The organism is Rhodococcus sp. B7740 (assembly GCF_000954115.1).
GTDB lineage: Bacteria > Actinomycetota > Actinomycetes > Mycobacteriales > Mycobacteriaceae > Rhodococcoides.
In genome coordinates this window covers 216,367-228,883 of sequence record NZ_CP010797.1, presented here as the reverse complement: position 1 = coordinate 228,883, position 12,517 = coordinate 216,367, and the positions used below count along the sequence as shown (strand labels likewise).

Annotated in this window: 14 protein-coding genes; 6 read left to right on the top strand and 8 right to left on the bottom strand. The window is 64.5% G+C overall.

The annotated features are described in order from the left end of the window. Window position 1: 1 nt before the first annotated feature. Together NY08_RS01025 and NY08_RS01020 are read right to left on the bottom strand one after the other, a co-directional pair. Window positions 2-1,027 (bottom strand): phosphotransferase family protein, encoded by a 1,026-nt coding sequence (locus NY08_RS01025; protein ID WP_045194421.1) that lies wholly within the window; start codon window positions 1,025-1,027, stop codon window positions 2-4. A gap of 111 nt (window positions 1,028-1,138) precedes the next feature. Continuing rightward, on the bottom strand, window positions 1,139-1,465 hold the full coding sequence (locus NY08_RS01020; RefSeq protein WP_052049157.1) for a hypothetical protein: 327 nt from the start codon (window positions 1,463-1,465) through the stop codon (window positions 1,139-1,141). A 589-nt stretch (window positions 1,466-2,054) separates the two neighbouring features. On the opposite strand from NY08_RS01020, the gene NY08_RS01015 reads away from it, so the two are divergent. Further along, complete coding sequence (locus NY08_RS01015; protein WP_052683692.1) at window positions 2,055-2,780, top strand: hypothetical protein; 726 nt, start codon at window positions 2,055-2,057, stop codon at window positions 2,778-2,780. A gap of 43 nt (window positions 2,781-2,823) precedes the next feature. On the opposite strand, the gene NY08_RS01010 is transcribed toward NY08_RS01015, so the two are convergent. Genes NY08_RS01010 through NY08_RS01000 form a run of 3 tightly spaced genes read right to left on the bottom strand, consistent with a single transcriptional unit; the run spans window position 2,824 to window position 5,686 of the window. After that, the gene (locus NY08_RS01010; protein ID WP_032393486.1) at window positions 2,824-4,245 is read right to left on the bottom strand and encodes an NAD(P)(+) transhydrogenase (Re/Si-specific) subunit beta; all 1,422 of its coding nucleotides are present in this window, start codon (window positions 4,243-4,245) and stop codon (window positions 2,824-2,826) included. After that, window positions 4,245-4,568, bottom strand: a complete 324-nt coding sequence (locus NY08_RS01005; protein WP_032393485.1) for an NAD(P) transhydrogenase subunit alpha — start codon at window positions 4,566-4,568, stop codon at window positions 4,245-4,247. Before NY08_RS01005 ends, NY08_RS01010 begins: the two co-directional genes overlap by 1 nt. Further along, window positions 4,568-5,686 carry a Re/Si-specific NAD(P)(+) transhydrogenase subunit alpha gene (locus NY08_RS01000; RefSeq protein ID WP_045194417.1) on the bottom strand — a complete coding sequence of 373 codons (1,119 nt, stop codon included), beginning with the start codon at window positions 5,684-5,686 and terminating at the stop codon, window positions 4,568-4,570. The genes NY08_RS01005 and NY08_RS01000 overlap by 1 nt, the downstream gene beginning before the upstream one ends. A gap of 254 nt (window positions 5,687-5,940) precedes the next feature. Here NY08_RS01000 and NY08_RS00995 point away from each other — a divergent pair, with 254 nt between their 5' ends. Next, window positions 5,941-6,381 carry an HIT family protein gene (locus NY08_RS00995; protein ID WP_032393483.1) on the top strand — a complete coding sequence of 147 codons (441 nt, stop codon included), beginning with the start codon at window positions 5,941-5,943 and terminating at the stop codon, window positions 6,379-6,381. Continuing rightward, window positions 6,378-7,022: a Type 1 glutamine amidotransferase-like domain-containing protein gene (locus NY08_RS00990; RefSeq protein ID WP_045194415.1), complete on the top strand. Its 645-nt coding sequence runs from the start codon at window positions 6,378-6,380 to the stop codon at window positions 7,020-7,022. The genes NY08_RS00995 and NY08_RS00990 overlap by 4 nt, the downstream gene beginning before the upstream one ends. A 7-nt stretch (window positions 7,023-7,029) precedes the next feature. Here the strand turns inward: NY08_RS00990 and NY08_RS00985 are convergent, their stop codons facing one another. Further along, window positions 7,030-7,341 (bottom strand): hypothetical protein, encoded by a 312-nt coding sequence (locus NY08_RS00985; RefSeq protein WP_032393481.1) that lies wholly within the window; start codon window positions 7,339-7,341, stop codon window positions 7,030-7,032. Between the two features lie 191 nt (window positions 7,342-7,532). Here NY08_RS00985 and NY08_RS00980 point away from each other — a divergent pair, with 191 nt between their 5' ends. The 3 genes from NY08_RS00980 to NY08_RS00970 all read left to right on the top strand — a co-directional run bounded on the left by NY08_RS00980 (window position 7,533) and on the right by NY08_RS00970 (window position 10,062). After that, on the top strand, window positions 7,533-8,048 hold the full coding sequence (locus NY08_RS00980; RefSeq protein ID WP_045194413.1) for a DUF3558 domain-containing protein: 516 nt from the start codon (window positions 7,533-7,535) through the stop codon (window positions 8,046-8,048). A 4-nt stretch (window positions 8,049-8,052) separates the two neighbouring features. Next, window positions 8,053-8,589 (top strand): DUF3558 domain-containing protein, encoded by a 537-nt coding sequence (locus tag NY08_RS00975; RefSeq protein WP_045194411.1) that lies wholly within the window; start codon window positions 8,053-8,055, stop codon window positions 8,587-8,589. Window positions 8,590-8,679: 90 nt separating this feature from the next. Further along, window positions 8,680-10,062, top strand: coding sequence for an FAD-binding oxidoreductase (locus NY08_RS00970; RefSeq protein WP_045194410.1), 1,383 nt, complete (start codon window positions 8,680-8,682; stop codon window positions 10,060-10,062). Here NY08_RS00970 and NY08_RS00965 read toward each other — a convergent pair whose 3' ends face one another. Beyond that, complete coding sequence (locus NY08_RS00965; protein WP_045194408.1) at window positions 10,063-11,373, bottom strand: aspartate aminotransferase family protein; 1,311 nt, start codon at window positions 11,371-11,373, stop codon at window positions 10,063-10,065. Continuing rightward, window positions 11,374-12,516, bottom strand: coding sequence for an ABC transporter substrate-binding protein (locus NY08_RS00960; protein ID WP_045194406.1), 1,143 nt, complete (start codon window positions 12,514-12,516; stop codon window positions 11,374-11,376). Window position 12,517: the final 1 nt, after the last annotated feature.

Here is a 12,517-nt window from a genome sequence, read left to right as displayed (position 1 = left end):
ACTACAGCCCGATCTCGTCGGCCGTACGCAGAGCCCTGCTGACGATGTCGTCGATGAGCGTCGTGGTCGGCCCGCCTGCCACCGCCCGGTTTCGCGAGTCTGCTTCCATCCGGCGCATGACACCTTCGGCGATGATCGAGAGCTTCCACAGCGCCAGTACCTGCCAGAATCCGACATCGGAGACGTCGCGGCCGGTGTGCGCCGCATACGACTCGACGAGTTCGGCCCGAGTAGGAAAGCCCGGCAGAGTCGACGCCATGAAGGGACCGGCGACCCCGTCGTCGGCTTGCGGCCAATAGGCCAGAAGTCCTCCGAGGTCCGCCAAGGGGTCTCCGAGTGTGCACAGCTCCCAGTCGACAACCGCGGCGACACGGCCGTCGTCGCGGGCCGTGATGACGTTGCTGAGGTGGAAGTCTCCGTGCACCAGAGTCACCTCGTGCTGCGATGGAATGCCGGCTGCCAATCGCGTTGCCAGCGAATCGATACCGGGTACGTCGCGAGTGCGCGAGGATTGCCATTGCTTGGTCCACCGGGCGAGCTGGCGAGCGGCGTACGGCTTGTGACTGGCCAGATCGGCCAGACCCGAGGAGTCCAGATCCACGCGATGGATGTCGGACAGCGCGACCGTGAGGCCGAGCCCAACTCGGCGCCTGTGATCGGGGTCGAGTCCTTCGGCCACCGCCACCGAGTCGACGACGATCCCGTCGACGAAACTCATCAGCACGAGCGGGACCTCGGACACCGACGAATCCTCGGTCATCGCAATCATTTTCGGAACCGGAACCGCCGTGTTCTGCAGGCCCGACAGAATTCGATGCTCACGCACCACATCGTGTGCGGACGCCAACAGTTTCCCCAGTGGTGGACGCCGAAGCACCCAGCTACTGCCGCCGGCATCACGAACTGCGTAGGTGAGATTGGACTGACCGTTACCGATCCGATGGAAGGTGAGAGGCGAGGTTGCGCCGATTCCCAATCCTGCGATCCAGGTCGATACCGCGTCTTCGTCCAGTCCCACCGCACCCATACAGAACCCTCACTTCGCCGCGCGACACCGTTGTCGACTGCCGTCATCGGAATTCGACCGATAGTAGCGAAGCTGAACCCGCTCGGGTGCCGAGGCACCGAGCGGGGCCGATCAACTTGCGCGCTCGAACGCGGAGATCAGCGCTGGAGTCGCGATCGCCGGAGCCGGAGCGGCTACCTCGTTGCGCTTGACGGCAATTTCGTCCACTTCACCGACCAACAGGGCAACCATCGTCTCCGGCTCGGAGGCCCAGACGGAGGAGATGTTCCGCACTTCGGCAGGTGCGAACAGTCCGCTGGTTGCCAGAGCGTCGATCCATTCGGCGACGGCGTCGGCCGTGGGATCGGGCACGGTCGATCGGTCGAGCGAGTCCGCTTGGAACTCGTTGCAAAAGAACGCGCGGACCATAGCGAGCTGTCCCTGAGACATTGCGGTCATGTTCTTCTCCCTCGAGTTGTCGGCGTCCGTAGGTGTCGAATACCCGATTCCAACGGGTTGTGACGGGTACCACGGTCCGTTTCCAGATCGTTATCGATTTGGCTGTAACGGTCGATTGCGGGTTTCCGATGCGGCTGAAACTACGCCCTTTTGGTCGGTCTCGCCCAGGGTGAACTGGACTCTGTGACTATCGTCACACACTTGGACCCATCCAATCAACGTCTTGCAACGAAGTCATAGTTTGGTTTACGAAATGCTGTGACAGGAAACAAGCTATCGGCAAAACGCCAGGTCGGAGGGCATTCGCACCATTCGGACCGACATCCGACTGCAGCAACTCGAACTCAGCATGCCTCCGCTACACGAGCTGCAACAAGGCACGCAGTTCTGTATCGGGCCAGTTTTCGATCTCTTTCCCCGACTTGTGGCCGATTTTCCGACATGCAGAATTTGACGAAGTGAGCATCCTGCCGCTCACTTTTCGATACCCCTCAGGCCGCTGCGTGATCGAAACGTTATTACGAAAACAATCAGCTCGTTCCCAACTTCCTCACATCCGATGTTCAGCCGAGTCGGGCACCGTGGCCGCATGCCAACACCGAGCCTCGGTTCCGGACCGATCCAAGCGTCCCGTCACGCCGAAACCGACGCCGAGACGCCCGCGGTGTCGTCCAGTGCCCCCACCCGTCCGCGACGGCGCGCCGTGGTCGCTCGCTCGGCCGTGTCCGCTGCCTCTGCCGTCCTGTTGCTGATGATCCTGATGTGGGCACCGCAGGTCGCACCCTCGACGTCCGTCGAATCGACCCCTGCCACGGCACTGGCCACTCACGTACTCGATGCGATCGATGTGACCGCGGTGTTGATCGCCGTCGCCGCGCTCGCCGTCGTGGCGCTGATACGAAAGCTGCCGTTCGGGATCGGGGTGGTGATCGCCTGCACCATCGGTGCCGTCGTCAGCAGTGCACTCGCTCGCGAGGTCCTGGGAGCGTCGATGCCGTCGGCAGATCTTCCGAACGGTCAACTCGTCGCGGTGGCCTCTCTACTCGGAGCAGCGTCCATGGTGGCGTCCGCAGCGTGGCGGCCCGTGGTCCTCGGCCTGGGCACCGTCGCTACGCTCGCGGTCGCGGCGGCTGCTCTTTTCGTCGGTTCCGCGTCCGTGACCGGGATCGTGAGCGCAGCGTCGATCGTGTTCGTGTGGTGGCCGGCGTGCTCGATCGTCATGCTCTACTCGCCCGTCGCAGCTGCCCGCGAAGCTCGCAACCCGCTCGACACGGCCGCTCTGGCCGTTCAACGCAAAATGGGGCGCTCCCGTTGACGAACAACCGGAAGCGCCCCATCTGACTGCTGACTGCTCGTGACTAGAGGGCCTTGAGCTCCTCGGTCACCTCGGACACCGACTTCTTCGCGTCACCGAACAGCATCGAGGTGCCCTCGGCGAAGAACAACGGGTTCTCGATGCCGGCGAACCCGGACGACATCGACCGCTTCAGAACGATGACCGACTTCGACTGATCGACGTTCAGGATCGGCATGCCGTGAATCGGGCTCGACGGATCGTTGCGCGCCGCCGGGTTGGTCACGTCGTTCGCACCGATGACCAACGTGACGTCGGTACGGGAGAATTCGTCGTTGATGTCGTCCATTTCCTTCATCGCGTCGTACGCGACATCGGCCTCGGCGAGCAGCACGTTCATGTGCCCGGGCATGCGACCGGCCACGGGGTGAATGGCGTACTTGACCTCGACGCCCTTCGACTCCAGTAGCTTGGCCATGTCCTTGACCGCATGCTGCGCCTGCGCAACCGCGAGTCCGTATCCGGGTACGACGATGACCTGGTTGGCGTAGGCCATCTGGATCGCCGCATCCGCCGCGGACGTGGCCTTCGCGGTTCCGCCGCCTGCACCCGCAGGCCCGGCAGCCGCGTCGCCGCCACCGAATCCGCCGGCGACGATCGCCGGGATGGAACGGTTCATGGCCTTGGCCATGAGGTTGGTCAGAATCGTGCCGGACGCGCCGACGATCATGCCTGCGACGATCATCGCTGTGTTGTTGAGCGCCAGACCTGCCGCCGCAGCGGACAGACCGGTCAGAGCGTTGAGCAACGAAATGACGACCGGCATGTCCGCGCCGCCGATGGGCAGCACGACCGTCAGACCCAAGATTCCGGCGAGTACGAGAACCGCCACGATCCACCACTGCGACACCCCGCCGCCCGGAGTGGCGTTGATTCCGATGACCACCGCAGCCGCCACGGCACCGATCAGCAGCAGAGCGTTGAGCGGCTGCTGCAACTTGCCGATGGTGATGGGCGAACCGGGCAGGGTCTCCTGCAGCTTGAGGAACGCGATCAGCGATCCCCAGAACGAGATCGACCCGATGATCGCCGCGAACAGCGACCCGATGACGATGTGGACCGTCGGCGATTCGCCGTGTTTGAAGTTCGAGAATCCCGATGTGTCGAGGAACTCGGCCCAGGCGATCAGTGCAACCGTTCCACCGCCGACGCCGTTGAACAGAGCCACCAACTGCGGCATTGCCGTCATCTTGACCCGACGCGCGGGAGGGATACCGAGAGCGACGCCGACGACCAGGCCGACGACGATGAGAATCCAGTTGCCGGTGTCTCGGATGGAGATGAGGGTCGCCACCACTGCGATGAACATGCCGACGGCGGCGATCTGATTGCCGCGGACAGCGGTCTTCGGGCCCGTCAGACCCATCAGACCGTAGATGAACATCGCGAACGCGACGATGTAGAGGATGTTGACGAGATTGTCCATCAGGAGTCAGCGCCCTTCTCGGCCTTGGCAGGGACAGGCTTGGACTTGAACATGCCGAGCATGCGGTCGGTGACGACGAATCCACCGATCACGTTGACCGTTCCGAAGACCAGCGCCACGAACAGGATCACCTGCAATCCGATGGACGGATCGTCCACCTTGCCCAGGACGACCAACGCGCCGAGCACGACGATGCCGTGGATGGCATTGGTGCCCGACATCAACGGGGTGTGCAAGGTGTTGGGCACCTTGGAGATCACGGCGAAGCCGACGAACCCGGACAACACCAGGATCGCGATGTTCGCGAGCAGCGGGGTGTACATCAGTTCTCCTTCTCACGTGTCACGCAGGCACCGGCGAGAACCTCGTCCGAGAAGTCGGGGGCGAGCTTGCCGTCGACCAGCATGAGTTCGAGCAATGCCGAGATGTTCTTCGAGTACAGCTCGCTGGCGTGCTCGGGCATCGAGGCAGGCAGGTTCAACGGCGAGCAGATGGTCACGTCGTGCTTGACGACGGTCTCTCCGGGCTCGGTGAGTTCACAGTTGCCGCCGGTCTCACCGGCGAGGTCGACCACGACGCTGCCGGGCTTCATGCCCTCGACGGCTGCGGCCGTGACCAGTCGCGGGGCGGGGCGTCCGGGCACCAACGCGGTGGTGATGACCACGTCGAATCCCTTGATGGCCTCCTCGAGAGCCTTCTGCTGTTGCACCCGCTCGTCCTCGGTCAGCTCACGCGCGTACCCGCCCTCACCTGCGGCGTCGATCCCGAGATCGAGCCATTGCGCGCCGACGGAACGAACCTGATCTGCCACCTCCGGACGCACGTCGTACCCGGTGGGGCGGCCACCGAGACGCTTCGCGGTGGCAAGCGCCTGCAGACCTGCCACGCCCACACCCAGCACCAGCACGGTGGCGGGCTTGACGGTGCCCGCGGCAGTGGTGAGCATCGGGAAAAATCGGGTGGACTCGGACGCGGCCAGCAGGACGGCCTTGTAGCCGGCGACATTGGCCTGAGACGACAGTGCGTCCATCACCTGCGCCCGCGAGATCCGCGGGATCGCTTCGACGGCGAAGGCCTGCACTCCGGCCGCCTTCAACGCCCCGATGCTGTTCTCCGCGTTGCGCGGTGCCAGAAATCCGATGAGCGTCGAACCCGACGACAGCTTGGCGATCTCGGCGTCGGACGGCGGCGCGACCTTCACCACGACGTCCGCCGACCATGGATCACCGATGGTCGCTCCAGCGGCGACGTACAGCTCGTCGGGAATCAGAGCGCCCAGACCGGCACCCGATTCGACGACGATCTCGACGCCCTTGCCCGTCAGGGAGGCAACGATCTTGGGCACCAGGGCGACGCGACGTTCGCCCTCCCCCGATTCCCGAACCACACCGACCACGGTCGTGGATCCCGAACCCTTCTCAGTGCTCTGCGATGTATCCAAATCTCCGTCTTCCTGCGTTGAATGGTGTCCACTGATCGGCCAACGGCCCCGAGCTTGCGACGAGTGGACGAACCCATGCGACAAAGGCACAAGGTCCCTGATAGTAGCCAGAGGAAACAGACCACGGGTAACTCGGAACACAGTCCGATTCGTTCTGAATCGAGTCCGTTCGGCATTCCGCAGTTACAGGGCGGGCAATTGTGATGCACGCCATACAGGTCTATCGGTGATGATCGGACCCTACAGTGACAACCGTGGAATCTTGCATCTTCTGTGCCATCGTCGCCGGCGACGCCCCCGCACACCGCGTGTTCGAGAACGACCACGCGATGGCCTTTCTCGACATCCGGCCGGTCAGTCGCGGACACCTGCTCGTCGTCCCGCGCGAGCACGCCACCGATCTGAACTCGACCCATCCGGACGCGGCCGCCGACGTATTTCGCGTCGGTCACACGCTGGCGCGCGCGGTGCGCCACTCGGATCTGCGCGCCGACGGAGCCAACCTCGTGATCAACGACGGCAAGGCCGCGTTTCAGACGGTTTTCCACCTGCACTTGCACGTGGTGCCTCGCTGGCATCGGGACCGGCTGCGGTTCGCTACCGGGTTCGTGACGCGCCGCCTGCGTGAGCCCGAGCATGTCGCGGACGCCGTTCGCGTCGGGCTGGCCCGGCTGAACGGCGAATCGACGGCGTGAGACTGTTCCTGTCGTCGTATCGATTCGGGGGCCACTCCGCTGCTTTCGTCGAGCTGACCGGGCCGCCGTCCGATCTTGCGGTGATCGCGAACGCGTCGGACGCGTGGCCCGCCGCCGCTCGCGAGTCCTCGCTTCGCAGTGAGTTCGGTCCGCTGCGCGCTCTCGGGTATCGGCCGGCGGAGCTGGATCTGCGCGAGTACGTGGGTCGGCCCGCGGCATTCGAGCGCGCGCTCGAAGGATTCGGTGCGGTGTGGGTGCGCGGGGGCAACACCTTCGTCCTGCGCGCTCAGCTCGCCCGCTCGGGTGCGGACGAGGTTCTGGCCGACCGAGTTCGGCGAGGATCGATCGCGTACGGCGGATACAGTGCGGGTGCCTGTGTGGCCGCACCGTCGTTGATCGGAGTCGAGGACGCGGACGACCCGGGCGAGGTTCGGCACGCCACCGGTGCCGATCCGGTGTGGACCGGGTTGGGTCTGGTGGATTTCTCCATTGTCCCGCACCTGAATTCCGTTCTCGACGAGCAGAATTCGGGGCATGCGACGGTGCAGCGCCTTCGCCGGGCCGGCATGGACTGTCACGGGTTGACCGACGACCAGGCCATCGTCGTCGACGCGTCGGGGACGCGTGTGCTCGGTAGTTGACCGTCGGTCAGCCCAGGCGGGCAAGTGGAGCGAGCCGATCCAGCGAGGACCACGCCAGCGAGCACCGCCTTGCGGTCATTTCGTCCGCGTCGAGCACCAGCATGTCGAACAACTGCCGAGGGGCCTGATGCCACGAGTGGGCAATCTGCGCGATGGTGGCTCGATCGAACAATCCGGACTGGGTCAACGCCTGAACCCATTCGTCGACCTCGCCTCGGTGAATGCGCTCGATGGTGTCGTATTCGATTCCGCCCCCGAGGAATTCGTACGAGAACATCGCGGCCACGTAGTTCCAGGAGTCACTTCCGGGATCGATCATGGTGCAGCCTCCTTGTCGACTCGCACCACATGGGGTGCGAGATTCGCTGCGCTGGACGCTAGCGTGGCGAACTACAAATTTGCGTGTCGACGACGCATCGATCTGGTAACGCCTGAGGCTGGTGTTACTGATGTGACTCGCTTCCGGAAAAGGCTCACCCACCTCGAACAGGGTGGGTAAAGTCCGCATTCGTGGGCACCCGAGCCGTTGCAGCGTCGATCGCAGCGATCGCGTGCGGGCTGGTGGGATGCTCGAACACGCCGGGAACCGAGGCCGATCCGAAGTCGCCCGAGACGGCCGAACAGCCCGTCACCGAAGAACTCTTCGTCGGCGAATGCGGGTCGATGGACAACACGGAAGTGCAGAGACTCACGGCCGTATCCGACCTGACGGTGGTGTCCGAGAACGCCGTTCGGTGTCGATGGGAATCCGCGACCGGCGCGTACGCGATGTTCACCTGGTATCGCGGCAGCCCCATCGACCGAGAGAGATCCGTGGCCGAAGCCGTCGGCCGCACCATCGAGCGCATCGATGTGGACGGTCACCCGGGATTCACCGCCGCGGCGTCGGGAGCGTCGTGCGAGGCCGGGGTCGAGAACGGGGACGGCTTCGTGCACTGGTCCGTCAACTACGTGATCGACGGGCCCCGCGATTCCTGCGACGTCGTCGAGGATCTGGCACGAACCACGATGTCGAAGGCGAAGTAGCCCCATGAGGACGTTCCCCTCCACCGAGTCCAACCGTCGCGTCCTCGCCGCTGTCCTCGTCACTGCGGCCGTCGGTACCGGATGCACCACCACCGTGGCCGGTACGGCGGTACCTGCTCGATCGGCCGACAGCGGAGAGTTCGACAAGCTGCTCGAGGAGTGCATCGCCGTCCCGGATCCCACCATCGCCGACACAGTGGGTGCCGACCTCGTCGATCAGTACTTCTACGGTGCAGTGTGCATGTGGACGGGCATCGGTGCCGCCGGGCTCATCGACGTGACCTTCGCCTGGTTCGAGGACGATGCGCTCTCCCGCGAGCGAGAGTTGGCCGAGCGGCTCGGCTACGCGACCGAGAACGTCCCTGTTGCCGGCACCACGGCATTCCTGTCACGACGACCGGCCGACCCGTCGTCGTGCGGAATCAGCGCGGCGTATTCGGGCGTCATCACCTGGTGGGTGCAGTACCGAGGCACCAGTCCGACCGACCCGTGCGCCGCCGCCACGGAACTGGCAGAACTGACACTGCAACGCAACCAGTGACCGAGCGTCGACCGACCCCGACTCCGCCTCACGCGAGGCCGTGACAGACTCGAGTGTCGACGGTCACATTTTCGAAGTGAGGAGACCGAGATGTCGGTGACGACCGATGCAGATGCCCGCCTGAGCGAGCTCGAATCCCTTCTTTCGCCCGGCTCGGTGGTGACCGACCCGGACATCACCGAGGGCTACCGACGCGACTGGGCGAAGGATCCCGACGCGGGCACCCCTCTTGCCGTCGTGCGCGCACAGTCCACCGAGGACGTTCGTGCCGTCATGCGGTGGGCCACCGAGCACAACGTGGCGGTCGTCCCACGCGGCGCGGGGTCGGGTCTGTCCGGTGGAGCCACCGCCGTGGACGGCGGAATCGTGCTCACCACCGAGTTGATGCGAGAGATCACCGTCGATCCGGTGACCCGCATCGCCGTCGTACAACCCGGACTGCTCAACGCGGAGGTCAAGAAGGCCGTCGCCGAACACGGCCTCTGGTACCCACCGGATCCGTCTTCGTTCGAGATGTGTTCCATCGGAGGCAATGCGGCCACCAACGCGGGCGGACTGTGCTGTGTGAAGTACGGCGTGACCACCGATTACGTTCTCGGTCTCGAGGTCGTCCTGGCCGACGGTACCGCCGTCCGGCTCGGCGGGCCACGACTGAAAGACGTTGCGGGTCTGTCCCTTGCGAAGCTGTTCGTCGGCTCCGAGGGAACGCTGGGCATCATCACCGAGATCACTCTTCGATTGATTCCGGCGCAACCTCCCGCCAGTACGGTGGTCGCCTCGTTCGCGTCGGTGCACGACGCAACCGCCGCAATTTTGGCCATCACCCGGAAACTGCGCCCGTCGATGCTCGAGTTCATGGACCGCGCATCCATCGGTGCCGTCGAAGATGCCATGAACATGGGGCTCGATCGCGAGGCGGCGGCGATGCTCATTGCTCGGTCCGACTCCCCCGGCGCCGACCGAGGCCGCGAGATCGAGATCATGGCGGCCGCGTGCACCGAGGCCGGTGCCTCGGATGTGTTCACCACCGACGACCCCGACGAGGGCGAGGCCTTCGCTGCCGCGCGGCGGTTCGCCATTCCCGCTGTCGAGCGACTCGGCAGCCTGCTCCTCGAGGACGTCGGGGTTCCGCTGCCCGCACTTCCGGCCCTCGTCGACGGAATCGCCGAGCTGTCCAGGAAATACGACGTGCTGGTGGCGGTCATCGCCCACGCCGGTGACGGCAACACTCACCCGCTGATCGTCTTCGACCCCGAGGACGCCGACATGACACGGCGCGCCAACATCGCATTCGGCGCGATCATGGATCTGGCAATCTCGTTGGGCGGCACCATCACCGGCGAACACGGTGTCGGTCGCCTCAAGAAGGCGTGGCTACCCGATCAGGTCGGTGAGGACGTCATGGAACTGACCCGCCGAATCAAGACCGCTCTCGATCCGGCGGGCATCCTCAACCCCGGTGCCGTGCTGTGATCACCCGTCGACAGTGAATCCGTCCGCCACCGTCAGCACCTCGTCGAGGATTTCCAGTCCTTGACGAATCTCGTCCTCGGACGTCGTCAGCGGCGGGGCGATCTGGAGGCGATTGCCTGCGACGAACGGCCACAGTCCACGTGACTTCGCCGCGGCGGTCACCGTGCCCATTGCCGCCGCGTCCTTGCCCGACGCCGCGAAGGCAACCAGTGGCTCTCGGGTCGTTCCGTCCTTGACCAGTTCGACGGCCCAGAAGAATCCCTTGCCGCGTACCTCGCCCACACTCGGATGCGATTCGGCCAGCTTGGACAGGCCCGCACCGAGTACGTCCTCGCCGACGTGACGCACGTGAGGAAGGATCTTGTCGCGCTCGAACACTCCGATGGAAGCCACGCCCGCGGCGCACCCGAGCACGTGACCGGAGTAGGTCAAGCCGCCCGGGTACGGCTTGTGGTCGAACTGCGAGGCGATCTTCTCCGAGATCACGACCCCGCCGAGGGGCACGTATCCGGAGTTGACGCCTTTGGCGAACGTGATGAGATCCGGTGTCACATCCCAGGCCTGGCAGGCGAACCATTCGCCGATGCGCCCGAACCCGACCATGACCTCGTCGGCGATGTAGACGATCCCATACTTGTCGCACAGCGCTCGAACGCCGGCCAGATAGCCGGGCGGCGGGATCAGCACACCGTTGGTGCCGATGACCGATTCGAGGATCAGTCCGGCGATGTTCTGCGCACCTTCGAGCACGATGACCTGCTCGAGGTGTGCCAGTGCTGCGGCCGTCTCGTCCTCGGGAGTCGTTGTGCCCCAGGGTGAGCGGTACGGGTACGGCCCGAAGAAACGTACGACGTCGACGTTGGTCGGCTCGGTGCCCCATCGCCGCGGCTCGCCCGTGAGACCGATCGCAACTCCGGTTCCACCGTGGTACGAGCGATACGCGGCAAGCATCTTCGTACGCCCGGTGTGCTGTCGCGCCAACCGCACCGCATGCTCGACGGCTTCCGCCCCACCGGTCGTGAAGAACACTCGGTTCAGATCACCCGGCGCACGTTCGGCGATCAACGTGGCGAGTTCACTGCGCTTGTTGTTGGCCACGGTCGGGGAGATGGTCGTCAGAACCTGAGCCTGTTCGACGATGGCGGCGACCACGTCGGGGTGTTGATGACCGAGATTGACGTTGACCAACTGCGACGAGAAGTCGAGGTACCGGTTGCCCTTGTCGTCCCAGAACCACGACCCCTCCGCTCCCTCGACGGTGGTCGGGTTCAGTTCGGCCTGCGCCGCCCAGGAGTAGAACACGTGATCCATCTACTTGCCGCCTTCCTCCAGTGTGACCTCCATCGGAGCGTACGACTCTCCGGTGACGTCCACTCCGTCGGCCTTCAACAAATCGAGCGCCTGCGTGACGTACTCGTTGGTGTACGCCTCGGCATCGGGATCGGCGGTCAGCACCGTCGATCCTTCGGCATTCTCGGTGCTCTTGGCGATGTCGACGGTCTGCTGCCAGGCCGCCTCGTCGATCATGCCGATGCCCTCCGCGGACGGCCAGATCAGTTTGTTGACCTCGTTGACCTGCCAGAGCTGGTGACTCGCGCCGAGTGTGGAGCCTGCAGCGACGGTGATGTCGCGGCACGTTTCGACGTTGTCGCGGCAGAAGATCCAGCCCTTCAACGATGCCGCCAGGAATTTGACGGTCTGCTCCTGGTAGGCCTCGTCCGAGAGCTTGTCGGTGTTGGCCCAGATCGCGTCCTGCAGCATCGCGACGCCGTCGTCGTTCCAGTTCAGCGTTGTGAAATCGTCTGCGGTGTAGAGAGCTCCGGTTGCCGGGTTCACGGTCTCGAGCAACTGAGCGTACTCGTTGTACGACATCGCCTGGGCTGCAGCGATATCACCGGACAACAGGCCGTTCATGTCGAACTGCTGCTGCACCAGCGTCACGTCCGCCGGGCTCACTCCCGCTTTCGTCATTCCGGCGAACAATTCGAACTCGTTTCCGTAGCCCCAGTTTCCGACGGTCTTGCCTCGGAGGTCCGCGGGTGAGGCGATGTTCTGATTCTCGAACGAGACCTGCAGGGTGCCCGACTTCTGATAGATCTGGGCCACGTCGGTGATGCCGGCTCCGGCCTCGCGGGATGCGAGCGCCTTCGGTACCCACGCGATGGCGTAGTCGGCCTGCCCCTGGGCAAGCACGGTTTGCGGGACGATATCCGTTCCACCGTCCAGGATTTCGACGTCCAACCCCTGTTCAGCATAGAAACCCTGATCGACGGCGGCGAGGTAGCCGGCGAACTGGCCCTGCTTGAACCACTGCAGTTGCAGCTTGATCGTGGTGTCTCCGTCTGCACCGGTGTCGGTGTCTGTCGTGGTGGTACTGCACGCCGAGGCAACCACTGCAAGCGCCATCGCGGCGGCGAGAAGAGATCGGGGGGTTCGGGTGATCTTCACGTTCATC